Raw genomic sequence first — 23116 nt, 5'->3', positions numbered from 1 at the left:
TGCCTGAAACCAAAGATTTCAACGCGTTAAGTGATACTGGATGTTTCAGATATTTCGTAAGACGCTACGGCCCGTTTGCCGTGCGACTGGGCCACTAAGTTTCTCGCGGTCAGCAATCTGGTCTGGTGCGTTCTGAGGCCGGACGAACGTTACAACACGATAGGCGTCGTATCTCTCATCCGCAGCGTTAACGTCCAGTGAAAACCCCTTCTGCGGTCCGAAAGACACTCGCCGCGGATCACAAAGCGGTCCGATAAAACCGATCCGCTCCCATAGGTTTGACAGGCGTGATCGCGGTTATTCTGCAGCTTCCGGAGCGTCTGATACGCGCGGCGGCGTTTCGGTTGATGTCGGCTCAGCAGAGCCCTCGGACGGTGCCTCATCTGCGGGCTTGTCAGCTTTCGGTTTCGGAGTGCGCGGTTTCCTGGCCCGGGGCGCCCGCTTGGGCTTTGGCTTGCTTTCCGGCGTTTCTACTAGGCCGCTATCGCTGTTGCTGTCATCCAGGTCGATCACATCGGGCTGTGGCGGCTGCGCCTGTGCGATATCGGGTTGGGGCGCGTCTTGTGGGTCCGTCGGCACCGGAGGCCGTTCGGTGTTTTGGGGCTCTTCGACCGTCACCTCGGGTTGCGGTGTTTCGGGGGTGGTCTGGTTTGATTGGCCATCATTACGGTTCTGACGATTCTGCCCGCCATCCCCCTCATTGCGTTCGCGGTGACGGTCCCGCTGCTGCTGTTGTTGCTGTTCCTGCTGCTCACGCCGGGCTTCTTGTTCCCGCTGCGCTTCTGCCAGCATGCGTGTGTAATGCTCCGCATGTTGCTGAAAGTTTTCAGCCGCAACCCGGTCATTGCCCAAGGTCGCATCGCGCGCCAGTTGGGTATATTTTTCAATGATCTGCTGGGGGGTCCCGCGTACTTTACCCTCGGGGCCAGAACTATCAAACACCCGATTGACAACATTGCCCATGGAGCGTGAGCGGTTCGATTTCGACCGCGACCGTGACTTGCTTGATCTCATACGTTTCTTATGTCCCGCCTTGTTGCGGTAGGGGGTGGACCTGATTGGGTTTAGCCTGTTGCGCCTGAAAGCTGCGCGTGAGGTCCAACCATGTTATGGCTATTCGACAGGGAGGATTACCATCCTGCATCCCGCCGTGCGAGTAAACACGACCCGTCCGGTTAAACAAGCCCAAATTTATGTGTTTGGGTGCTTTGCGCGGGGGATTGTGCATCAAATCAGACCGAACCGGTCGAATGTCGTGCTGCGACCACGCGATCTCTGCCATCGATATCGGTATGAACGGTCACATCCGCAAGGCCAGCAGCCGATAGAATTTCACTTACGGCTGCGCCCTGGCTGGGTCCGATCTCGCACAGAAAGCGCCCACCCGGGCTGAGATAGGTCAAAAGATCCGCAGCAATCCGGCGATAGGCTGTCAGACCATCTACGCCATCGGTCAGGGCTGTATGCGGCTCCCAGTCATGAACCTCGGGTTGCAACAGCTCCATTTCCTGCGCAGCGATATACGGGGGGTTGCTGACAATCAGATCGAACTGGCCTTCCACATATTGGAACCAGTCCGAGATGAAGATGTCTGCCTGCTCGACAACGCCGGTGGATTGGGCATTGGCATAGGCCACGGCACAGGCTTCCTCGGTCAGATCGACGCCTGTGCCCCGCGCCTGCCCGCGCCGGTCGGCCAGCAATGTCAGCAGGATCGCACCGGATCCAACACCAAGGTCCAACACATTGGTATAGGGTTCCGCCTTGGCGAGTTCGATCAATGTCTCTGTCTCTGGCCGCGGGTCCATCACATCCGGTGTGACCTTGAACGTGCGGGTCGCAAAACGGCGATACCCCACGATCTGTGCAACGGGTTGCCGCATACGGCGTTGTTCGATCAGGCTGCCGTAGGATTTAAGCTCTGCGTCCGTCAGCGTATCATGTATGCGCGGCGTCAGCGCAGCAGGAGAAATCCGCAGCGCATGGGCAAGCAAGATCCTGGCATCCCGCGGGGCGTCATCAACACCGGCATCACGCAACCAGCGCACAGCCGTCGCGATCACCTGATTGCCTTGTTGGCCGGGCATAAAAATTGGGTTCACGGGTTCAACTCCGCCAGTTTCTGGGCTTGCTCATCGGCTGTGAGGGCATCGACGATATCGGTCAAATCGCCCTGCATGACCTGTTCCAGCTTATAAAGCGTCAGGTTGATGCGGTGATCGGTCATCCGGCCCTGGGGGAAGTTATAGGTGCGGATCCGTTCAGACCGGTCACCGCTGCCCACCTGAGACTTGCGATCCGCCGCCCGCGCATCATCGGCCTTTTGTCGTTCCAGATCATATAGCTTGGCCCGCAGAACCTGCATCGCGATGGCCCGGTTCTGGTGCTGTGACTTTTCGGAACTGGTCACGACGATCCCGCTGGGCATATGGGTGATCCGAACGGCTGAATCGGTGGTGTTCACATGCTGACCGCCCGCCCCGCTGGCACGCATCGTGTCGATCCTGATATCCGTTGCGGGAATGTCGATATCGACCTCCTCGGCTTCGGGCAATACGGCCACGGTTGCGGCAGAGGTGTGGATGCGCCCGCCGCTTTCCGTGGTGGGTACACGCTGGACGCGGTGTACGCCGGATTCGTATTTCAACCGGGCGAAGACCCCCTGCCCCTTCACATGCGCTGTCACTTCCTTGACGCCGCCCAGTTCGGTCAGCGCTTCTTCCATGATCTCGAACCGCCAACCCTGCCCTTCGGCATAGCGTTGATACATCCGCAGCAGATCACCAGCGAATAGAGACGCCTCATCACCACCCGTTCCCGGCCGGATTTCGATCATGGCGGCGCGTTCATCTGCATCATCTTTAGGCAAAAGGGCAAGTTGCAACGAATGCTCAAGCTCCGGCAATGCCCGCTTGAGGCGAGGCAGCTCCTCTTCGGCCAAGCTGCGCATCTCTGGGTCGGCCAGCATCTCTTCGGCATCTTCCAGGTCGGCTAGGCATTGTTTGTAAGTGGTGATTTCAGCGACAACAGGTTTGAGCTGAGCATATTCCTGCGCCAGTTGGGCAATGTCCGCCCCTGCCGCGCCATCGGCCATCTTCGCCTCCAGAAACTGAAAGCGCGCCGTGATCTCATCCAATCTGTGTTTCGGAACCATGACGCGTGTCGTTACCCATTGCGCAGACTTGGTCAAGGGCACAGCTTGTGCTACGATTTCTCAATGCGCTGTTTGGTTGTTTTATCCCTGTTGTTGTGTCTGTCCGCTGGCAGCGGCATCGCACAACACGCTCAAAAGAAAACCGAAGATTGCTATTGCACCGATAGTTCCGGCAGTCGCGTCGAATTGGGGCAATTGATCTGTCTACAGGTTGACGGGCGGCTCTTTATGGCGCGATGCGAAATGTCACTGAATGTGCCGATGTGGCGCGAGCAGCAATCGGGATGTTCAACCTCATCCCTGCCCCAACTGAGCCAGCCAACGGTCGACGCGGGCTGAGTTGACGCCCATATCCGACTGCCCGTAGCGCAACCGCCCATGGATGATCAGCTGTGTGCCCGTCTCTGTCGGGACCGCCTCGACAGTCGTGTAATCGGGAAAGCCCATGACAAGCGAACGGCTCACATAGGTGATCCGCCCCTTGTCCGGACCACCGGCCAGTCGGGTGGTGCGCGGTTCCGCCATAGCAATCGCATCAAATTGCGTCAGAACCGCTTCCGGTGCCATGTCAAATTCTGGCCCTGCCCGATCCCCACCGTCGGCTTTCAAAACGACGCGGCCCGGCCCGGGTTCGGCCAATGCCGGGTCGGTGTGCCAGACGGTTGGATCAGACGGTGCGATGCGAAACCAGATCCCTGCCCCCACAAACACGACGGCTACAAAGAGAATGAAATATCCCAAAATTTTACCGACCTTTTTCATGATGTCTTATCCTGTCCCTGACCCATCGGATATGGGTTTGAAGATGGTTCAAGGCAACGCGCCCATCCGCAAAAGCGGCGTTTTTCGCCAAGGGGCCGCGTCCCCGCCCGACCAGCGCCAGAACGGCGGCCATCGATGTCCGTTCCGGAGCGTGAAACCTGTCATTCCCGGAAAGGTCAATTCAGCGCTTCAGCGGCGCGCTGGGCCAGGATTGCGTTCAGTCGGACCAAACACCCGGCAATATGCAAAGCAATTCATACATCAGGTTGGCGGCGACGAGGGCGGTGTTGCCGCTCGTGTCATAGGGCGGTGAAACCTCGACCAGATCGCATCCGACGATATCCAGGCCACGAAAGCTGCGGATCAATTCCATCGCCTGCGGTGTTGTCAGCCCGCCGATTTCGGGTGTGCCCGTCCCTGGGGCGAAAGCGGGGTCAAGGCTGTCGATGTCATAGGTGATATAGACCTTGTGCCCCAACAATTGGTGGCGGATCTGCATTCCCAGCGGCGTCAGCGACCGGTGCCAGATCTCGGGCGCAGTCACAAGATTAAAGCCCCAGCCGCGCGGCTCTTCAAAGTCATCGGCGCCATAGCCTGTGCCCCGCAGTCCCACCTGCCAGACCTTGTTGGGGATCAGCAGACCCTCATCATAGGCGCGGCGAAAGACGGTGCCATGGGCCTCGGCCTCACCAAACATCGTGTCGTTCACATCCGCATGGGCATCGATATGGATCAGGGCAAGCGGGCCATGGGCGGCGGCCATCGTCCGCAGGATCGGCAGCGTCAATGTGTGATCGCCGCCCAACGTCATGGGGATCGCACCGGCGGATAGCACCTTTGAAATAGCCGCCTTGATCCGCGTCAGACTGTCGGTCAGGTTGAAGGTGTTAATTGCAACGTCGCCGATATCGGCGCAATGCAGCTTATCGAACGGGGCCGCACCAGTCTGGATATTATGGGGGCGGATCATGGCGCTTTCGGCGCGGATCGCCTTTGGCCCAAATCGGGTGCCGGATCGCCAACTTGTGCCGATATCCATGGGAACGCCGATGAACGCCACGTCCAGACCCTCCGCCGTCTCTGCGGCGGGCAGGCGCATGAACGTGCCTGGACCGGCAAAGCGGGGCATATCATTACCGGAAAGCGGCTGATGGGTCATCGTCGGGTCCACCCCCACAGACAGATCAATTCGGTCACCACATGGGCTGCTGCCACGGCCGTGACGTTGCCCACGTCAAAGGGGGGTGACACCTCGACCACATCGCCGCCCACCAGGTTGATGCCGGCCAGATCCCGCAAAATCGCCGCCGCCTGGGCCGAACTGAGTCCGCCCCAGACAGGTGTGCCCGTCCCCGGGGCAAAGGCGGGGTCCAGGCAATCAATATCAAAGGTCAGGTAGACGGGGCGGTCACCCACGATCTGTTTGATCCGGGCCGCCACGTCACCCGGGGCCGCCTCATGCACCGCGCGTGCGTCGATCTGGGCAATGCCAAGCGGATCGGGATTGGTGGTGCGAATGCCGATCTGGACAGAGGCTTCGGGCAGGATCAGCCCATCCTCAACCGCCTTGTAAAACATGGTGCCATGGTCGATCCGGCTGCGATCTTCATCGGGCCAGGTGTCTGAATGGGCATCGAACTGAACCAGCGCCACCGGGCCAAAGCGGTCGGCGAATGCCCGCAAGATAGGGTAGCTCACAAAGTGATCCCCACCCAGGCTGATCACCCCCGGCCCCGCCGCAAGGATCCCAGCGATATGGGTCGTCAACGCCTGGGGGAAATTCGGCACCTTGGCATAGTCAAAAGCCAGATCGCCATAATCTGCAATCGCCAACTCCGACAGCGGATCAAACCCCCACCCATAGGGCGGATCATAGGGTTGCAGGGTGCTGGCTTCCCGGATCGCACGGGGGCCCAGCCGAGTGCCCGGACGGTTGGTCACCGCCTGGTCAAAGGGCACGCCGGTAATTGCCAGATCCACGCCGGTCAGATCCTTGGTATAGCGCCGCCGCAGGAAAGAGACCGCACCGCCAAATGTGTTCTCGCTGGCCGGACCTTTCAGGCCATCGCGGGTAAAGGCCAGATCGACCTGATTTTTAGCGTCTTCCAGCGCCATCTATCGCGCCACCGGTTGGGCCCGTTCGACTAGGCGGGCAAAAAAACTCGCCCCGGTTGGTGCCACCGCATCGTTGAAATCGTATTTCGGATGGTGCAGGCCCGCGCTCTCCCCCTGGCCCATGAATAGATAGGCACCAGGCCGTGCCTCCAGCATATAGGCGAAATCCTCGGCCCCCATTTCCATCGGGCCATCGGAGGTGACGGCGCTGGCCCCGGCAACCTCAGCCGCGACCTCTGCGGCAAACGCCGTTTGATTCGCGTGATTGACTGTGGCGGGATAACCGCGGGTATAGGCCAGACGTGCGTCAACACCATAGCTCGCCGCCTGCCCCGCAACGATCTCTTTCATGCGCCGTTCGACCATGTCCTGCACATCGGGGGAGAATGTCCGCACCGTCCCGCAGATATAAGAGGTTTCGGGGATCACATTGTCGGTCGTGCCTGCATGAACTTGCGTGATGCTGACCACCAGCTTGTCCAGGGCGCTGGCATTTCGGCTGACAATCGTCTGCAGCGCATTCGAAATCCCCAAAAGCGCGATAATCGGATCGCATGTCTCCTGTGGTCTGGCCCCGTGGCCGCCGCGCCCCGTGATGAACACCTCGAACGTGTCGACCGCTGCCATGATCGGCCCGGTGCGCGTTGTGAAACTGCCCTGGACCAGGCCGGGAACGTTGTGGATGGCATAAACCTCGGTAATGCCGAACCGGTCCATCACGCCATCATCAACCATGACACCCGCACCACCGCCGCCTTCTTCGGCCGGTTGAAAGATCAAGACGATGCGCCCCGCGAAATTGCGCGTTTCTGCCAGGTAGCGCCCGGCCCCCAACAGCATGGTTGTGTGACCATCATGGCCGCAGGCATGCATTTTGCCCGGCGCGGTGGAGGCATGGTCCAGACCCGTCTCTTCCGCGATGGGTAAGGCATCCATATCCGCACGCAATCCGGTGATCCGTTCGCTGGTCCCGCGCCCCTGGATGACCGCCACCACACCGCTTGTGGCAATGCCCTCGTGGATTTCGTCCACGCCAAACTCCCGCAAGCGCTCCACCACAAAATCCGCGGTCGTATGGCATTCGAAATTCAGTTCCGGATGGGCATGCAAATGCCGCCGCCAAGCTGTCATGTCCGCGGAATAGTCAGCAATTCGGTTGACGACGGGCATGGCATGGTCTCTCGCTTGGGATAACTCACCAAACCGCATCGAGGGACCGCACGCAATGACCGATCCAATATCCGACGCGCTCGTTCATGACCCAAGCGGCGGTCTTCCGCGCCTTTTGGAAATCATGCGGCGGCTGCGTGATCCCCAGACCGGATGCCCCTGGGATATCGAACAGACCTACACCACCATAGCCCCCTTCACGATCGAGGAAGCATATGAGGTGGCCGACGCTGTTGCGCGGCAGGCCTGGGACGAATTGCAAGGCGAATTGGGCGATCTGCTGTTGCAGGTCGTGTATTTCGCCCAGATGGGAGAGGAGGATGAGCGATTCACCTTCCACTCCATTGCAACCGCCATTGCTGACAAGATGGTGGCCCGCCATCCCCATGTCTTTGGCGATCAAAGCCGGGACAAGTCCGCAGATCAGCAGACCCGCGACTGGGAGGCGCAAAAGGCAAGCGAACGTGCTGCAAAGGGGGAGGTTCGGACCCTGGATGGCGTGGCTCTGGGGTTGCCCTCCATGACCCGCGCTCTGAAGCTGCAAAAGCGGGCGGCGCGCGTGGGCTTTGATTGGGGGGAGACCCGCGATGTTCTGGCAAAGATCGCCGAGGAGGCCGCCGAACTAACCGAAGCCGCGGAGACCGCGGATGCCCATCATATCGAGGATGAGATGGGGGATCTGCTTTTCGTGATGGTCAACCTCGCTCGCCACATGGATGTAGATCCCGAAGCCGCGCTCCGCCGGACCAACGCGAAGTTCACCCGCCGCTTTGGCAGCATCGAAGATGCGCTGGCCGCCGATGGTCGCACACCGAACGATGCCACCTTGCAGGAGATGGACGCGCTGTGGGATGCCGCAAAACGCGCGGAACGTTCCTGACCTTGTCGCGGGCATCGACGCCTGAAAGGATGCCTCTGAACTTGCCAAGAGGGGGCGCGTATGGACACGGATAAATATCTCGTCACGCGAGAGGAGATTGCCGCGATGGCTGGGTTGGACAAGACCCATTTCCTCAACCCGCAGGCCCGCCGGGTCAACAAATCCCTGGGCGATCTAACGGGGCTTACCGGCCTTGGTTTTCATATCATCGAAGTCGAACCTGGCGATGAGACAACCGAGCATCACATGCATTACTACGAAGATGAATGTGTCTACGTGCTGGACGGGACCGCAACCGCCTATACCGGCGAAACGGCACAGGAGATCAAGGCCGGTGATTTTCTGGGCTACCGCAAGGGCGGCCTGGCTCATTCGATCAGGAATACCGGGACAGATACGTTTCGTTGCATCGTCGTTGGCCAGCGCCTGGACCATGACATGGCCGATTACACCCGCTTGAACAAACGGATCTATCGCAATGCCGGCATGAAATGGAACCTCGTTGATATCGAGGCCATCGAAGAACCTGTTGCCGGCACCAAGAAGTAGGGGAGCGATATGACCCTGAAGACACGCAAATGGGATCGCCACGGGACCGGCGGTTTGACCTTTACCGAACTGGGCTTTGGCACCGCCCCTTTGGGTAATTTGTATAAGGCGATCAGCGATACGGAGGCCCGTGCGACACTCGACACCGCCTGGGACGGAGGCGTCCGGTATTATGACACCGCACCCCTTTATGGGTTGGGCCTGTCAGAAACACGGTTGAACGGCTTTCTGCGCGACAAGCCCCGGAATGACTACGTGCTCTCCACCAAGGTCGGGCGGTTGATGCAACCATGCCCGCCCGAGGGTCGGACCGGCCTGGGCAAGTGGTTCGAGGTCCCGCAACGCCGGGAAGTTTACGATTACAGCTATGACGGGGTCATGCGCTCGATCGAGTTTTCCATGGAACGATTGGGCGTCAGCCGGATCGATATCCTTTATGTGCATGACCTGTGTATCTTTACCCATGGATCAAAGGCGGCGTCAGATGCCCGGATCGACGAATTCTTCGATCAGCGCGGCTATGATGCGATGCTCAAGCTTCGGGAAGAGGGCGCAGTCGCCGCGATCGGCGGCGGCGTCAACGAATGGGAAGTATGCCAGACGCTTGCCGAACGCGGGGATTTCGACCTGTTCCTGCTGGCCGGTCGATACACCCTGCTGGAACAGGACGCACTGACCAGCTTTCTGCCGCTTTGCGAGGCGCGCGGGATCGGCATCGTGGCGGGTGGGGCCTACAATTCCGGCATCCTGGCCACGGGGCCGGTATCCGGCGCGTATTACAATTATGACCCCGCGCCGCAGGACATTCTGGACAGGGTGGCCCGGATCGAGGCGATCTGCCAATCCCATGGCGTGCCCTTGGTCGAGGCTGCGTTCCAGTTTCCCTTGCGCCACCCGGCCCATGTCAGCGTCATTCCCGGCGGCCAAGGCGCGGCAGAGACGCAGAGCAACCTGAAAGCCGCCCATGCCGAAATACCCGCCGACCTTTGGGCTGAGTTGAAAGCGGAGGGGTTGTTGCGACAGGATGCACCGGTGTGACCGGAATAGATGGTGGAGAAGGTTTTGTGCCTCCGGCGGGGATATTTTTGGACACATGATGGGATGATGGTGTTTTGCCGAAACCATCGGGCTGTCTGGAGTTTGGTTTATTTAGGTGGCGGCGCTTCTTTGATCTGACCGCCGACATCTTCGGGGGCGGTGGCCACGGTTTTGATGACCGCATGGCAAATCATCCCCTCGGTCAGGCCAAGCGCCTTGACCGATCGCTGGGTGACCCGGGCCAGAACAAGCCCCGCGCTGGTATTAAGGGAGACAATGGCGCCCGGTCCTTCCCCCGGTCGAATAGTTTCGATCCTGCCGCCCAATATGTTGAGCGCCGATAACCCGGTGGGTCGGTCGCGCGACAAAAGCACATCTTGGGCGGCGATGCGGATGCGCAGCCTTGTGCCTGCATGCGAGGCGATGCGGGGCAGGAACAGCGCATCCTGGCCCGCGGTCACTTCGGTCAATCCATCCGCATGGTGGCGGGCCACCACGACCTCGAGCACCGCACCGACGGCCCGAATGCCTGCAGGCGTGAAGCTCGGATCGCCCAAGACGGCGGCGGCCGGTCCGACCCGCGCCACCGCACCATCACGCAACGCCACGACGGTGGTGGCCAGGCGGGCAACCTCTGCCACGGCATGGGTGACGTAAAGGACAGGGATCGCCACCTCATCCCGCAGACGTTCGAAATAGGTCAAGATCTCGGCCTTGCGGGGGGCATCAAGGGCTGCCAGCGGTTCATCCGCAAGGATGAGCGTTGGTCGCGCGAGCACAGCACGGCCAATGGCAACCCGTTGCTTTTCTCCGCCCGACAGGACCACGGGGCGACGATCCAACAGATGGCCGATCCCCAACAATTCGACAATGCGCGCCATGTCATCTGAGGCACGGTCGCGCGGTGCGAACCAGCGGCCATAGGCCAGGTTCTGGCGCACCGTCAGGTGGGGAAAAAGCCGCCCTTCTTGAAAGATGTAGCCCAGCCTGCGCCTGTGGGGCGGCAACCAGACGCCTTTCGCCTGGTCGACCAGCACCAGGTCATCCACTGCAATTCGGCCCGTATCCGGCTTGAGGATCCCGGCCACCGCATTGGCGACGGTCGTCTTGCCTGCGCCGGACCGTCCGAACAGAACCGTCACCCCGGGCGGCGCTTCGAACGCCACATCCAATGTGAAATCGCCATGGCGGTGGGTGATGGCCACCGACAGACTCATGCGCCCGACACCCGTCGCGCGATGCGGCGCGACAGAACCTCGGACAACAAAAGCGCGCCCATCGCCAGAATGACAGAGACCGTCACCAGCCGAAGCGCAGCTCCTTCACCCCCCGGGACCTGCAGGAAGGCGTAGATCGCAGATGGTACGGTTTGGGTCTGTCCGGGGATGTTCGAGACAAAGGTGATGGTCGCCCCGAATTCCCCCATCGCCTTAGCAAAGGCCAAAATGCCGCCGGCCATGATACCCGGCAGGGCCAAGGGCAATGTGACAGTCGCAAAGACCCAAACGGGCCCCGCGCCCAGGGTGGCGCTGGCCTGTTCCAGTTTCGGGTCAATCGCATCCAGCGACAACCGCATCGCCCGCACCATCAGTGGAAATGCCATGATCGCAGCGGCCAAGGCGGCCCCCGTCCACCGAAATGCCAGAACGACACCCATCTGTTCCAGCACCCCGCCGACAACCCCCTGGGTGCCAAAGGTCATCAACAACAGGTACCCCGTTACGACCGGTGGCAGGATCAATGGCAAATGCACGATCCCGTTCAACAGCTGTCGCCCCGGAAACCGCCACCGTGACAGGGCGTAGGCCACCAACAAACCAACGGGCAAAGACAGCAGCGTCGCCCAGACCGAAACCTGAAGCGACAATCGAACGGCCTGCCATTCCTCTGGCCCGAGCCAATCCACCTTAACCACCCGCCGGCAGGAAACCCTGACGGGCAAAAACGGCCTGGGCGGCCTCCCCTTTCAGATGGTCAAGGAAAGACGCGGCCAACGGGTTGTCCCCGGTCGATGCGGCGGGATATCGGATAGCGGGATGACTGTCGGTGGGAAACGTCGCCACGACGTTCACCCTGTCATCGGCGACCGCGTCGGAGGCGTAGACGATGCCCAAAGGGGCTTCCCCCAGGGCGACAAGCGCCAGGGCAGCCCGCACATTGTCCGACTGGGCCACATAGGGCATCACATCTGCCCAGATCCCGAAATGATCCAATGCGGCCTTGCCGTAGATCCCTGCCGGGACAGCGTCGACCAAGGCCATCGCCAGCGGGCTGTCCCCCAGGCGTTCAGGGACATCTGTGAATTGCGCCAGGGGGTCAGCGTCGCTCTGGCCAATCAGAACCAACCTGTTGCCGACCAGATCGAACCGGCTTTCGGCGAGGATCCCACCGTCCTGTTGCACAACATCCATCCAGGCCGCGTTAGCAGAGATGAAAATGTCCGCCGGGGCACCTTGCTGGATCTGGCGGGCCAGGGTTGAGGATCCGGCAAAGACAAGCGTAATCTGGTGCCCCGTGGTGGTTTCATAGAATCCAGCCACCTCATCCAGGGCCGTTTTCAGGCTGGCCGCAGCAAAGACCGTCAGATCATCGGCATGGCACGGGACGGAAAAAAAACCGGCCAAAGCCAGAAGCCCCCCCATGATACCGCGATGCAAGCCCACTATATGTCTCCCAACGTCAACCTGACTTATCCGACAACACAGCGATAGACGCAAACCGTCAGTGCTCTTGAAATCACCTGTGCCCTGCCCGTCGGTCTAGGACCGGACAAAGGTCAGCCCGCACCATGACGCAGCGATGGAGCCGCCAATGGCCATAAATTTTTTGCTCAACGAACAGCCGGTTTCGGTGGATGTTGACCCGGCCATGCCGCTGCTTTGGGTGGTGCGGGAAAAGCTGGGGCTGACAGGCACGAAATTCGGCTGCGGCATTGCGGCATGCGGGGCCTGCACTATGCATGTCGATGGAACGGCAACGCGGACATGCATGTTGCCGGTTTCATCCGTAGCGGGGGCTCAAATCCGCACGATCGAAGCATTGGCAACCGATGGGGCGCTGAATGCGGTGCAGCAAGCCTGGCTGGAGCATCAGGTCCCGCAATGCGGCTATTGCCAGTCTGGCATGATCATGGCGGCGGAGGCGCTGCTGAACGAAACGCCTGACCCGACCGATGCCGATATCGACGCGGCAATCACGAATATCTGCCGCTGCGGCATCTATGACCGGGTCCGCGCCGCCGTGCACCGGGCCGCCCAACTGCGCAAGGAGGGGTAAGGGATGGCCCGGAAACGCACGACCTTGGGCAAATGGACCCGCCGTTCCTTCCTCGCAACGGCTGGTATTGTGGGCGGGGGTCTGGCCCTGGGGCTGACCCTTTCGCCCAACCGGTTAAAGATGGCCGATCCGGACACGGCGGAAAAGGGTGAGACGATCCTGAACACCTGGGTCAAGATCACGCCGGACAATCGCATCACGGTCCTGACCCCCCATGCGGAGATGGGCCAGGGCGCTGGCACCGGTCTGGCCCAGATGCTGGCCGAAGAGATGGATGCCGACTGGGATCAGATCCAGATCGTGCAGGCCCCCGCGACCGATGCCTACACCAACAGTGATCTCGGGCGCGGGTACATCGTGGGCGAAGGGGCCCGCATCCCCGCCTTTGCCTACCCGATGCTGGATTTCGCGTTTTTCAAGATATCTGAAAACCTGGTCGGTCAATTGACCGGCGGCAGTACCGCGATCCGGTTGACCGGACATCACGGGATGCGCCGGGCTGGTGCCGCGGCAAGGGAAATGCTGGTCAAGGCAGCCGCCGTCGAATGGGATGTCCCCGCGGGGACACTGGTCGCCAGCAAGGGCACGGTCAGTGATCCAAAGACCGGTCAAAGCGCATCCTATGGCGCGTTGGCTGCCCGCGCGGCGGACTTCACCCCATCTTTGAAACCGGTTCTAAAAAGCCCGGATGCGTACACAATCGTGGGCACCTCCCGACCTCGGCTTGACCTGCCGGGCAAGGTAACCGGGGCTGCCCAATTCGGCATGGATGTCACCTTGCCCGGTATGGTCTACGCTGCCGTGGCGCTGCCACCGGTGCTGGGTGCGCGGGCAACAGCCGTTGATCAAAGCGGTCTGCCCACCGGTGGCGGTGTGGGGGAGGTCGTGAACATCGGCCGGGCGGTTGCCGTGACCGCCGACAGCTATTGGACAGCCGCCCGCGCGTTGGAGGCGTTGCAGATCACTTGGGACGGGGGCCAACCCGACCTGTCATCGGATACCATCCGCGCCGCCCAAGACGCCGACCTGACCGACAAGGAGCGGGAGGTCATGGATCGCGACGGTGACGTGGACGCTGCATTAGAGCGTGGTACCCCCATAAGCCTGAATTTCTCGGTCCCATACCTCGCCCATGCCACGATGGAGCCGATGAATTGCACCATCTGGGTCCGGGATGGGGCCTGCGATGTCTGGGTCGGGCATCAAAACCAGATCATGGCGCGCAACTGGGCGGCAAGGCGGCTGGACCTGACGCCAGATCAAGTGACGATGCACCCCGTCTACCTGGGTGGCGGGTTCGGACGGCGCGCGGAGATGGACGTGATCTCCATCGCGGGCGCGATCGGGGACAAGATCCGCCAGCCGGTCAAGGTCATCTGGTCGCGGGAAGAGGACATGGCCAATGGTGCCTATCGCCCCGCCATCCTCAGCCGCATGACAGGCACCGTCGAAGATGGAAAAATCACTGCGATCCACCACACCTATATCGATGCGGATAGCGGTATGCCCGACAGCGAACGCCCCTTTGGCCTTCAATACGATATCCCCAATCGCAACATTGCCCGCATCAAATGCCCCAGCCCCCTACCGGTCGGAACCTGGCGGGCGGTGGACTTCACCCAGATGGGTTTTTTCCACGAAAGTTTCATGGATGCCCTTGCCGCGGAGGCCGGCGCGGACCCTCTTGCCTTTCGTCTGGATCACACAAGCGATCCGCGGATCCGTGCGGTTCTGGAACATGCACGCGAGGTTGCCGATTGGGAGACCACCCTGCCCGCAGGACATGGGCGGGGCATTGCCATGGTCAAAAGCTTTGAGACCATCGTGGCCCAGGTCGTGGAAGTCCGCATTGATGCGGGCCGCGCCGTGCATGTCCCGCGCGTGACCTCCGTTGTGGATTGCGGGAGGGTCATCAACCCCGACGCGGCTGAGGCGCAGATCACGGGCTCCGTCATCTTTGGCCTGACGGCGGCCCTGTATGGAGAGATCACGGTGGCAAATGGGCAGATCCAGCAGCGCAACTTCCCGGATTATGACATGTTGCGCCTCGCCAATGCTCCGGTACAGGCTGTCCACTTCATGGAAAGCGACCACCCACCCGGTGGGCTGGGTGAACCGGGCGTACCGCCTGTCGCGCCCGCCTTGGCCAACGCACTTTTTCAAGCCACCGGGGAACGCATCCAGACCTTGCCGATTACGAAACACGGGTTCGCTGTCGCATGATCGCGCGCAGGCGACTGGGCCAGGCGCGGTGGCGTCGGCCCGTCACGCCTTCACGAAAACCGCATATTGGGCGTAACGGCGATAAAGCATGGTTTGTTCAACCCGTGCGCCTTCGGCCAGGGCCAGCTCCTCAAGCACTGTCGGTAATGTGTCGCGCGGGGTGACATGGAATTTGGCCAACCATTGGCGCAGCCCGCGTTTGAACGGTGCGGGCAGGTCGCCTTGGTCACCGAAATCCACGATATGCAGCTCCCCACCCTCCGCCAGATGGCGCACTGCCTCGCGCAGGGCACCCTCCCAATCGGGGATCATGGACAGGCTGTATGACAGGATGATCCGGTGGAACCCATCCACACCAAACAGGGCGTGCGGGTCGAAGTTGCAGGCGTCGCCTTGGGCAAGTTGCGCCCGCCCATAAAGCCTGCGATCAGCAGATCGCAACATTTCGGTCGAGATATCAAGGCCGTAAAGGTCACACCCCAACCGTTTTCGCGCGACATGGGCCAGATTGCGCCCGGTGCCGCAGGCAACTTCCAAAACGTGTCCGCCCGATGGCGGATGCAAGTACTTGACCAGATGATCGCGGCCCAGCAGGAAATACTTCCGGCTCAGATCATAGATCAATCGCTGGCGCCGGTAGGTGGCGTTCATAAGTTCCGCGTGGTTCCCCGCCTGATCCGTCATGGCGGCTATCCCTGAAACCGGTAAAGGTGGAAACCACCGTAAATGGCCGAGCGATCGGCGGCAAAACCCGTGGCGGACGCTTCTGCATCATAGCTCCAGCGCCGGAGCGTCTCGTCGACCACGCGGCCCGGCAGGATATCGGCCGCCCCGCCAGTGCGGAAGATAACCCGGGCGCCCGGCGCGGCGGTGCGGGTGATCTGGCTCCAAAGAGCGTTCAACTGCGCATCTGTCATCCAGTCCTGGGCGTCCAACAAGACGTAGCAAGATTTCGATCCGCTGGGCGCATCGGCCAACATATCAGTGACAGACTGATTTGTGATGCTGGCGCGGGCTGCACTGGATTGGACAGCCTCGAACTGATCCGCCTCCAGATACGGCGGTACCGGCCCCTGCCCCCCCTTCCGATACCCACGATTGAACGCCTGCCAGGCAAAGTAATTCTCGCTCACCGGAAAATCGCAGGTCAGCTTTCTGACCCGTTCGCGCAGCACCTCAATCACGTCACCGCCACCATCGGCGGCCAGTTTGTCATATTGCGCCGGCGGAATGCCCAGGCCAAACAGAGACGCGCGCTGGCGGGCCATCCACCGCACGACCTTGCGGTCAAAAAGCGGGTTGATGCGTTTGTCAAAAAAGCGTTGCTGATCCTCCATCGTCTTGGCCCTGAGGAAAGGCGCATAACTGACCCCGGCAATGCCAGACACCACATGGGCCGCCCCGATGAAACGTCCCAGCACGCCATTGCGATAAAAGCCGCGCCGAAACATCTGCGCCCGGGGCCGAAAGGGCGCGCGCGGCGCAAGCCAGAAAAGCCGCGTCTGCGCGTCCAGATGCGGCGCAAGCTGGGCAATCAGTGCAGGATTGCCCGGCTGATCGGCATCACCGAAAAGCTGATAAAATTCCGCCTGTGACAGGTGCTGTGCGGCTGCGATCTTGAGCCGTCCCAGCGCCACATGGGCCGGTGACAGATCCACCGCCGTGACCGAGGACGGGCGCGCCGTCAGATAGGACATCATGTTGCACCCGCCGGACGCGATGCAAACCACGTTATCCTGCGGTCCGATTTGCAACGCCGCCATGTCCACCACTGGATCTTCCCAGATCTGCGCATAGACCAGCCCCCGGAATAGGCGTGAAAATGCGCGTTCCAACATGCCATCCTTGGACAGGGCCGTGTTCTGATGGACGGCGGCGCCCAGCCGCTCTTCGGTGGATTGTGTCGTCGTCATTCCTGGAATTCTCTTCTGCTCAGGCACTTTCGCGCATGTCGGGATCGACGCTTACGGTGCGTTTCTTGTTCTTGCGCTTGCCATTGGCCTTGCGGGCCATCTCGCGCAGCCGTTTCGAGGACGCCCAGTCGATCAAATGCAACTCACCGTCGTCGCGTTCGACAATGGCGGTGCAGCTTTCGACCCAATCCCCGGTATTCACATATTCGACGTCGCCGATATGGCGGATATTGGCGTGGTGGATATGGCCACAGATCACGCCATTATAATGGCCGCGCCGCGCCTCGTCCGTCAGGGCATCTTCATAATGGCTGATGAAACTGACAGCGTGCTTTACCTGATTTTTCAGCCACTTCGACAGGGACCAGTATTGCCCGCCCCACATCCAGCGCGCCTTGTTCAACCAGGTATTCAACCGCAGGATCGCGACATAGGCGCGGTCGCCGACATGGGCCAGCCATTTGGCATAAACCACGACCGAGTCGAATTGATCGCCATGGGTCACCAGATATTTACGGTCGTTAAGTGCGGTAAAGTTGGCGGTTTGCATGACCTCGATCCCGCCAAAATGGGTGCCCAGATAGGCGCGCATCACCTCGTCATGGTTGCCCGGGATATAGATGATCTTGGCCCCGTCATGGGCCTTGGCCAGAAAGGCCTGCATCACATCATTATGGCTTTGCGGCCAATGCCAGCCACGGCGCAGGCTCCATCCGTCGAATATGTCCCCGACCAGGTAAAAGACATCCGCGTCATGGCATGACAGGAAATCCAGCAGCAACCCTGCCTGACAGCCCCGCGTGCCCAGATGAATGTCAGACAAAAAGATGGTGCGGTATTTCACATCCAGCCCAACGTCGCCATGTTGTTTTGCACTCGGTTATGTCACCCGCATGACAGTAACATGACTGCCCAACCCACCGGGATCACGATATCTTTGCCCTAAGGTCAGTTGAGCCATTCGTCAACGTCTGCCCGGTGCGGCATGGACGGGGCGGTGCCGGTGCGCGTGACAGACAGCCCCGCTGCGGCACAGCCAAGCCGGGCTGCCTGCACAGGGGGTTGCCCTTCGGCCAAGGCCGCGGCGAATGCGCCGTTGAAGGCATCACCAGCCCCCGTCGTTTCAACCACGGGTCCTGCCGTGATCGCCGGAACCAGACCATGCCCTGCCAGATAGACCCCGCGTTCACCCAGGGTGATCAGGGGTGTCCCAACACCTTGGTCGCGCAAGGCGTCTGCTGCGCGTACCGCATCCTCGACCGTGGTGACGCACAGCCCGGTCAACTCCTGCGTTTCTGTCTCGTTCGGGGTGACATAATCGCATAAGGCCAGCATCCCGTCCGGCAAGTCGGTCGCCGGGGCCGGGTTCAGAATGGTCGTAACACCGGCTGCGCGGGCAATCTCCAACCCACGAAAGGCAGCCTCCACCGGTTGTTCCAATTGGGTGACAAAAACATCCGCCCCGGCGATCAGATCGGAGTGGGCCTCCATATCCTGCCCGGTCATCAAGGCCGCCGTCCCGGGAGAGATGATGATCGCATTGTCACCGGATCCCTGTTCCACAAAGATGAAGGCGGCCCCGGTGTAGCTGTCTGCATTGCGCGTGACATGTGGTGTGATCCCAGCCTTATCCCAAAGGCCAAGCGCCATGTCAGCGAAATCATCCTGCCCCAGATGGGTGATGAAATGGGTGTCAGCGCCGATACGCGCACTGGCCACGGCTTGGTTGGATCCCTTGCCACCTGGGCCCAAGGCAAATCCGTCACCCAGAAAGGTTTCACCAATCCTTGGCATGCGGGTTGCCCGGTATGTGGTATCCGCCACAAAGACCCCAAGAATGACGACCTGTCCCATCTATCCCCCGCACTTGGCTTGGCCCTGTCTAGCGAAAGACCGGACCAACGGGTAGAGGACTTACAGCTTGGCTCCGCCTAGCGAATGGGCCTAACAACTGGCACGGGTTGCCATGAATGCGCTAAAAACCGGTTTGCGATGCGAAAAGGGCACGCCCGTAAACCGTGGGACCGCCGCCCCATCTGTCTGATCATGGGGCAAAACCTGGTCGATCTGGCGCACCCGCGCCAAATCCGTTGCGGAGATCGCGAAATATCCACAGATCTCCTCATCGTTCAGACCCAAATCTTCGAACGTCTCCAATGTCTGCATCGGAAACGGACCAAGTTTTTCAAGCACGGACGAAATACTCTCAGATCGTGTCAGGTTACGCATGAACAGCCTCCCATGTGGCTCTGATCGTGAGATCGGTGTCAGGTGGTGGGGGCATGTGACAACCCCTGCCCACCGATGCGCTCCAGCGATACATACCAAAATACCGCGCTCAGGACAAACAAGAGTTTCAATATATTTCAAAAATGCACGCGATCCCGCCTTGTCCGGTCAAAGATCAAGGTGGTATCTTAACACCGTATGCATTGATGTGCGCCCCGAACCCCATGCCGAGGACAAATGAGGTCGGGTGATCTTCCCCGGTACGCGCAACTACCAGACCGGATGTGGATTAATCCGCTCCCTCCGGCGCGACCTTGTCCTGCGTCTTTGTGTCGAAATCGGCGGCTGCATGGCGTTCGTGAAGCTGCATTTCCGGCTCCCCGAAATTGCGGTTTACTTTGCGGCCGCGCAAAACCGCAGGCCGGGCGTCGATCGCGTCGGCCCATCTCTTGACATGGGTATAGCTCTCGACATCCAGAAAGGTCACCGCATCGTACAGCCGCCCCAGAACCAGTTGCCCATACCAGGACCAGATCGCGATATCGGCCACCGTATACTCATCGCCGACCATGAATTGGCTGTCCGCCAAATGGCGGTCCAGCACGTCCAGTTGCCGCTTGGTCTCCATCGTAAAGCGGTTGATCGGATATTCGAACTTTTCCGGTGCATAGGCGTAGAAATGGCCAAAGCCGCCGCCAAGGTAGGGCGCGCTGCCCATCTGCCAGAACAACCATGACAGGCATTCAGGGCGTTTTGCCGGATCAGCCGGCAGGAAGGCGCCGAATGTCTCTGCCAGGTGCAACAGGATCGCACCGGATTCGAACACCCGAACCGGTGTTTCGCCGCTGTAATCCATCAAGGCGGGGATCTTTAATCCATCAAGGCGGGGATCTTTGAGTTTGGATTGACCCCGACAAAGCCACTGCCGAACTGATCGCCATCGCCGATCTTGATTAGCCAGGCATCGTATTCCGCACCGACATGCCCGGCTGCCAACAGCTCCTCCAGCATCACCGTGACCTTCACGCCGTTGGGCGTGGCCAGGGAGTACAGCTGGAATGGATGCGCACCCCTCGGCAACTCCTTGTCATGGGTTGCGCCCGCGATGGGGCGGTTGATGCTGGCGAACTTGCCGCCGCTTTCACTGTCCCAGGTCCAGGTTTCGGGCGGGGTGTAGGGGGTGGTTTCAGCCATCGGATCTGCCTTCGTCAGGAATTTTCGTCCCAGGGGTATGGGTCAGGCGCCCCCGCTGCAAGGGCCGAACCCCGTGATCGGGATGGCAAGATCGTGATCGACGCACGACCCCACCCCGCGCAAAGCCCCGGCTCCTGCCGCGGGCAAGAGGCGAGTTGCTGCCGAACCGGACCCAGATCAGAGGTAATCCTGGCAGCTCCGTTAAGACACGCCATATTGAGGATCCAACCCGGCGCAACGCCCGATCGCAACCAGCAGGACCGGATATCTCTCCCCCGCATGTCAAACCCTATCTCTGCCACGCGCTGGCAGCTGATCCGTCACTTTTACCTCATCGCTCCGCTTCGGGGCCCCGTTGAGGCAACCCTTGACCATGCGCCATCAGCAGCCACGTTCGCAGTCCAAAGGCCCGACCATGACCAGATCATCTGTTCGCCCGCAGACCGACACCGCAGATATCCCGGATCTTTTCCGGTCCGTCCGGCAGCAGACCGATGCGTTGGTCGCCCCCCTCACGCCCGAAGACATGATGCTGCAATCGATGGAGGATGCGAGCCCCGCCAAATGGCATATCGCGCATACCACCTGGTTCTTTGAGGAGTTCATCCTCAAGCCCCGCGTGACCGATTACGCCTCCCCGGATGAGCGTTTTGCGTTTCTTTTCAACTCTTACTATGTCCAGGCCGGGCCGCGCCATGCGCGCGACAAGCGCGGCCTGATCTCTCGCCCCGGGCTTGATGACGTGCGCGCCTACCGCGCCCATGTCGAAGAGGCGTTACAAAATCTGATGGAACAGCGCGATGATGATCCGGGCCTGCTGGATCTTGTCGAACTGGGCTGCCATCACGAGATGCAGCACCAGGAACTGCTGGTGACCGATCTGCTGCACGGTCTGTCGCACAATCCGCTGCTGCCCACCTATCGCGACCCCGAACCGATGCCGGTCGTCACAGAACAGCCCCTGACTTTTACCCGCCACGATGGCGGCTTGGTTGAGATCGGCCATGGCGGCGACGGTTTTGCCTATGATTGCGAACAACCCCGCCATCAGACCTTCCTTCAGCCGTTCCAATTGGCCGACCGTCCGGTCACCAACCGCGACTGGGTCGCGTTCATGGACGATGGCGGGTATGCCCAGCAACCCCTGTGGCTCATGGATGGCTGGACCACCTGCCAACGCGAAGGCTGGGATGCTCCGCTTTACTGGTGGCAACAGGACGGCGCCTGGTGGTCTTACACCCTGCGCGGTGCGCAGCCTGTCAACCTTGACGCGCCAGTGGTCCATGTCAGCTATTACGAAGCCGATGCCTTTGCCCGCTGGGCCGGGACCCGCCTGCCGACAGAGGCGGAGTGGGAGGTTGCCAGCGCAGACAACCTGATCGCCGGCAATTTCATGGAAACCGCGGCCCTGCGCCCCCTGCCCGGTGGCCGCATGTGGGGCGATGTCTGGGAATGGACGCAAAGCCCATTCACCCCGTATCCCGGTTTCCGCCCACCCGCCGGTGCCATTGGCGAATACAATGGTAAATTCATGGTCAACCAAATGGTGCTACGCGGTGGGTCTTGTGCCACCCCCCGCCAACAAATGCGCCGCAGCTACCGTACTTTCTTTTTCCCCCATCAACGTTGGCAAATGCTGGGCCTGCGCCTTGCAAAGGATCTGTAAGTTATGAACAAGCATCTTCGTGAAAATACCGAGTTATGGGATTCAGCCGTGGACGGGTTGGGCGCCGCGCCCAAATGGCTGGCCAGCAAATGGTTCTACGACAAAACGGGCAGTGAGCTGTTCGAACAGATCACCGAATTGCCGGAATACTATCCGACCCGCACAGAGCTTTCGATCCTGCGCGGGGCAACCGCAACGTTGGCCGCCCACATGCCCGATGACACAGCCCTGGTTGAGCTTGGCAGCGGGGCCAGCGTCAAGACCAAGATTCTGTTGGACGCGATCCCCCAGATCACGACCTATACCCCCCTCGATATCTCTGAGGCCTTCCTGGCAGAGACGGCCAAGGGTCTCCAGACCGACTATCCCGACCTGCAGATCAGCCCCGTCGCCTGTGATTTTATGTCTGACGTGTCGTTCCCCGATGCCCTGAAAGGCCGCGCCAAGGTTGGCTTCTTTCCCGGCTCTACCTTGGGCAATCTGAACCCGCGAAACGCCATTGATCTGCTGCAGCGCGCCCGAAACTGGCCGGACGTCCGGTCCTTTGTCCTGGGCATCGATCTGGTCAAGGAAACGGACCGTTTGCTGCGCGCCTATGATGATGTCCAAGGGGTGACCGCAGCCTTCAACATGAACCTGCTTGCGCGCCTGAACTCAGAGCTGGGTGCCGATTTCGACCTTGACGCCTTTGCCCATGAGGCGCGGTGGAACGCCGAAGACGCCCGGATCGAGATGCATCTGGTCAGCCAAGCCGGCCAGACCGTCACACTGGGCCAACACAGCTTTGACTTTGCATCAGGCGAAAGCATCCACACCGAAAACAGCCATAAATACACACCTGACAGCATTGGCGCCATCATCGGCAAAGCAGGTTGGCACATGGCCGAATTCCTCACTGACGACGCCGACGACTTCGCCGTCTGCCTGCTGACCCCGCAGTAGGGTAG

22 protein-coding genes and 1 pseudogene are annotated in these 23116 nt (G+C 60.6%); 7 read left to right on the top strand and 16 right to left on the bottom strand.

Translation table 11 applies throughout. The features are described 5' to 3' along the window. Positions 1 to 297 precede the first annotated feature (297 nt). The 7 genes from IU397_RS07780 to IU397_RS07750 form a co-directional block, all read right to left on the bottom strand. On the bottom strand, positions 298 to 1014 hold the full coding sequence (locus tag IU397_RS07780) for a DUF4167 domain-containing protein (RefSeq protein WP_204412147.1): 717 nt from the start codon (positions 1012 to 1014) through the stop codon (positions 298 to 300). A 218-nt stretch (positions 1015 to 1232) separates the two neighbouring features. Then, entirely contained in the window at positions 1233 to 2102 is an 870-nt protein-coding gene (gene prmC, locus IU397_RS07775; protein ID WP_370541634.1) for a peptide chain release factor N(5)-glutamine methyltransferase, read from the bottom strand. Next, entirely contained in the window at positions 2099 to 3154 is a 1056-nt protein-coding gene (gene prfA, locus IU397_RS07770) for a peptide chain release factor 1 (RefSeq protein WP_204412146.1), read from the bottom strand. Before prfA ends, prmC begins: the two co-directional genes overlap by 4 nt. Before the next feature lie 294 nt (positions 3155 to 3448). Continuing rightward, a complete protein-coding gene (locus IU397_RS07765; RefSeq protein WP_204412145.1) occupies positions 3449 to 3916 on the bottom strand; it encodes a DUF1499 domain-containing protein in 468 nt (155 codons plus the stop codon). Positions 3917 to 4133: 217 nt separating this feature from the next. Next, the gene (speB, locus tag IU397_RS07760; protein ID WP_204412144.1) at positions 4134 to 5075 is read right to left on the bottom strand and encodes an agmatinase; all 942 of its coding nucleotides are present in this window, start codon (positions 5073 to 5075) and stop codon (positions 4134 to 4136) included. Further along, entirely contained in the window at positions 5072 to 6031 is a 960-nt protein-coding gene (speB, locus tag IU397_RS07755; RefSeq protein ID WP_204412143.1) for an agmatinase, read from the bottom strand. Before speB (IU397_RS07755) ends, speB (IU397_RS07760) begins: the two co-directional genes overlap by 4 nt. After that, entirely contained in the window at positions 6032 to 7201 is a 1170-nt protein-coding gene (locus IU397_RS07750) for a M20 aminoacylase family protein (RefSeq protein ID WP_204412142.1), read from the bottom strand. Between the two features lie 55 nt (positions 7202 to 7256). Here IU397_RS07750 and mazG point away from each other — a divergent pair, with 55 nt between their 5' ends. Genes mazG through IU397_RS07735 form a run of 3 tightly spaced genes read left to right on the top strand, consistent with a single transcriptional unit; the run spans position 7257 to position 9668 of the window. Beyond that, the gene (mazG, locus tag IU397_RS07745; RefSeq protein WP_204412141.1) at positions 7257 to 8081 is read left to right on the top strand and encodes a nucleoside triphosphate pyrophosphohydrolase; all 825 of its coding nucleotides are present in this window, start codon (positions 7257 to 7259) and stop codon (positions 8079 to 8081) included. 60 nt (positions 8082 to 8141) lie between these two features. Beyond that, entirely contained in the window at positions 8142 to 8630 is a 489-nt protein-coding gene (locus IU397_RS07740) for a cupin domain-containing protein (RefSeq protein ID WP_204412140.1), read from the top strand. Between the two features lie 9 nt (positions 8631 to 8639). After that, positions 8640 to 9668 (top strand): aldo/keto reductase, encoded by a 1029-nt coding sequence (locus IU397_RS07735; protein ID WP_204412139.1) that lies wholly within the window; start codon positions 8640 to 8642, stop codon positions 9666 to 9668. Positions 9669 to 9775: 107 nt separating this feature from the next. Here the strand turns inward: IU397_RS07735 and modC are convergent, their stop codons facing one another. The 3 genes from modC to modA are packed head-to-tail and all read right to left on the bottom strand — an operon-like array spanning position 9776 to position 12310. Further along, positions 9776 to 10885 carry a molybdenum ABC transporter ATP-binding protein gene (gene modC / locus IU397_RS07730; protein ID WP_204412138.1) on the bottom strand — a complete coding sequence of 370 codons (1110 nt, stop codon included), beginning with the start codon at positions 10883 to 10885 and terminating at the stop codon, positions 9776 to 9778. Then, complete coding sequence (modB, locus tag IU397_RS07725) at positions 10882 to 11574, bottom strand: molybdate ABC transporter permease subunit (protein WP_204412137.1); 693 nt, start codon at positions 11572 to 11574, stop codon at positions 10882 to 10884. Before modB ends, modC begins: the two co-directional genes overlap by 4 nt. Before the next feature lies 1 nt (position 11575). Continuing rightward, positions 11576 to 12310: a molybdate ABC transporter substrate-binding protein gene (gene modA, locus IU397_RS07720; RefSeq protein ID WP_204412244.1), complete on the bottom strand. Its 735-nt coding sequence runs from the start codon at positions 12308 to 12310 to the stop codon at positions 11576 to 11578. A 169-nt stretch (positions 12311 to 12479) separates the two neighbouring features. On the opposite strand from modA, the gene IU397_RS07715 reads away from it, so the two are divergent. After that, positions 12480 to 12944, top strand: coding sequence for a (2Fe-2S)-binding protein (locus IU397_RS07715; protein ID WP_204412136.1), 465 nt, complete (start codon positions 12480 to 12482; stop codon positions 12942 to 12944). Between the two features lie 3 nt (positions 12945 to 12947). Further along, a complete protein-coding gene (locus IU397_RS07710) occupies positions 12948 to 15167 on the top strand; it encodes a molybdopterin cofactor-binding domain-containing protein (protein WP_204412135.1) in 2220 nt (739 codons plus the stop codon). Between the two features lie 42 nt (positions 15168 to 15209). Here IU397_RS07710 and IU397_RS07705 read toward each other — a convergent pair whose 3' ends face one another. From IU397_RS07705 to yghU, 6 genes and pseudogenes are all read right to left on the bottom strand, one after another. Continuing rightward, positions 15210 to 15851 carry a class I SAM-dependent methyltransferase gene (locus IU397_RS07705; RefSeq protein WP_204412134.1) on the bottom strand — a complete coding sequence of 214 codons (642 nt, stop codon included), beginning with the start codon at positions 15849 to 15851 and terminating at the stop codon, positions 15210 to 15212. A gap of 5 nt (positions 15852 to 15856) precedes the next feature. Beyond that, on the bottom strand, positions 15857 to 17080 hold the full coding sequence (locus IU397_RS07700) for a DUF3419 family protein (RefSeq protein WP_204412133.1): 1224 nt from the start codon (positions 17078 to 17080) through the stop codon (positions 15857 to 15859). 19 nt (positions 17081 to 17099) lie between these two features. Beyond that, a complete protein-coding gene (locus tag IU397_RS07695; RefSeq protein ID WP_204412132.1) occupies positions 17100 to 17924 on the bottom strand; it encodes a UDP-2,3-diacylglucosamine diphosphatase in 825 nt (274 codons plus the stop codon). Between the two features lie 104 nt (positions 17925 to 18028). Then, a complete protein-coding gene (locus IU397_RS07690) occupies positions 18029 to 18934 on the bottom strand; it encodes a ribokinase (protein ID WP_204412131.1) in 906 nt (301 codons plus the stop codon). A gap of 90 nt (positions 18935 to 19024) precedes the next feature. Further along, positions 19025 to 19309 (bottom strand): hypothetical protein, encoded by a 285-nt coding sequence (locus tag IU397_RS07685; RefSeq protein WP_204412130.1) that lies wholly within the window; start codon positions 19307 to 19309, stop codon positions 19025 to 19027. Positions 19310 to 19598: 289 nt separating this feature from the next. Then, a pseudogene (gene yghU / locus IU397_RS07680) lies at positions 19599 to 20503 on the bottom strand (glutathione-dependent disulfide-bond oxidoreductase). A gap of 415 nt (positions 20504 to 20918) precedes the next feature. Between yghU and egtB the strand changes: the two are divergent. Further along, positions 20919 to 22169, top strand: coding sequence for an ergothioneine biosynthesis protein EgtB (gene egtB, locus IU397_RS07675; RefSeq protein ID WP_204412129.1), 1251 nt, complete (start codon positions 20919 to 20921; stop codon positions 22167 to 22169). A gap of 3 nt (positions 22170 to 22172) precedes the next feature. Then, positions 22173 to 23111 carry an L-histidine N(alpha)-methyltransferase gene (gene egtD / locus IU397_RS07670; protein ID WP_204412128.1) on the top strand — a complete coding sequence of 313 codons (939 nt, stop codon included), beginning with the start codon at positions 22173 to 22175 and terminating at the stop codon, positions 23109 to 23111. Positions 23112 to 23116: the final 5 nt, after the last annotated feature.

This window comes from Actibacterium sp. 188UL27-1, assembly GCF_016901225.1.
Taxonomy (GTDB): Bacteria; Pseudomonadota; Alphaproteobacteria; order Rhodobacterales; family Rhodobacteraceae; genus 188UL27-1.
This window is presented reverse-complemented; position numbering and strand designations above follow the sequence as displayed.

Excerpts from the sequence above, each read along its gene's own strand:
- IU397_RS07740 (WP_204412140.1), top strand. The coding sequence starts at position 8,142 with ATGGACACGGATAAATATCTCGTCACGCGAGAGGAGATTGCCGCGATG.
- IU397_RS07690 (WP_204412131.1), bottom strand. The coding sequence starts at position 18,934 with ATGGGACAGGTCGTCATTCTTGGGGTCTTTGTGGCGGATACCACATAC.
- IU397_RS07700 (WP_204412133.1), bottom strand. The coding sequence starts at position 17,080 with ATGACGACGACACAATCCACCGAAGAGCGGCTGGGCGCCGCCGTCCAT.
- modC (WP_204412138.1), bottom strand. The coding sequence starts at position 10,885 with ATGAGTCTGTCGGTGGCCATCACCCACCGCCATGGCGATTTCACATTG.
- IU397_RS07780 (WP_204412147.1), bottom strand. The coding sequence starts at position 1,014 with ATGAGATCAAGCAAGTCACGGTCGCGGTCGAAATCGAACCGCTCACGC.
- IU397_RS07715 (WP_204412136.1), top strand. The coding sequence starts at position 12,480 with ATGGCCATAAATTTTTTGCTCAACGAACAGCCGGTTTCGGTGGATGTT.
- egtB (WP_204412129.1), top strand. The coding sequence starts at position 20,919 with ATGACCAGATCATCTGTTCGCCCGCAGACCGACACCGCAGATATCCCG.
- IU397_RS07765 (WP_204412145.1), bottom strand. The coding sequence starts at position 3,916 with ATGAAAAAGGTCGGTAAAATTTTGGGATATTTCATTCTCTTTGTAGCC.
- speB (WP_204412144.1), bottom strand. The coding sequence starts at position 5,075 with ATGACCCATCAGCCGCTTTCCGGTAATGATATGCCCCGCTTTGCCGGT.
- speB (WP_204412143.1), bottom strand. The coding sequence starts at position 6,031 with ATGGCGCTGGAAGACGCTAAAAATCAGGTCGATCTGGCCTTTACCCGC.
- IU397_RS07710 (WP_204412135.1), top strand. The coding sequence starts at position 12,948 with ATGGCCCGGAAACGCACGACCTTGGGCAAATGGACCCGCCGTTCCTTC.
- IU397_RS07705 (WP_204412134.1), bottom strand. The coding sequence starts at position 15,851 with ATGACGGATCAGGCGGGGAACCACGCGGAACTTATGAACGCCACCTAC.
- IU397_RS07750 (WP_204412142.1), bottom strand. The coding sequence starts at position 7,201 with ATGCCCGTCGTCAACCGAATTGCTGACTATTCCGCGGACATGACAGCT.
- prfA (WP_204412146.1), bottom strand. The coding sequence starts at position 3,154 with ATGGTTCCGAAACACAGATTGGATGAGATCACGGCGCGCTTTCAGTTT.
- egtD (WP_204412128.1), top strand. The coding sequence starts at position 22,173 with ATGAACAAGCATCTTCGTGAAAATACCGAGTTATGGGATTCAGCCGTG.
- mazG (WP_204412141.1), top strand. The coding sequence starts at position 7,257 with ATGACCGATCCAATATCCGACGCGCTCGTTCATGACCCAAGCGGCGGT.
- modA (WP_204412244.1), bottom strand. The coding sequence starts at position 12,310 with ATGGGGGGGCTTCTGGCTTTGGCCGGTTTTTTTTCCGTCCCGTGCCAT.
- IU397_RS07735 (WP_204412139.1), top strand. The coding sequence starts at position 8,640 with ATGACCCTGAAGACACGCAAATGGGATCGCCACGGGACCGGCGGTTTG.
- IU397_RS07685 (WP_204412130.1), bottom strand. The coding sequence starts at position 19,309 with ATGCGTAACCTGACACGATCTGAGAGTATTTCGTCCGTGCTTGAAAAA.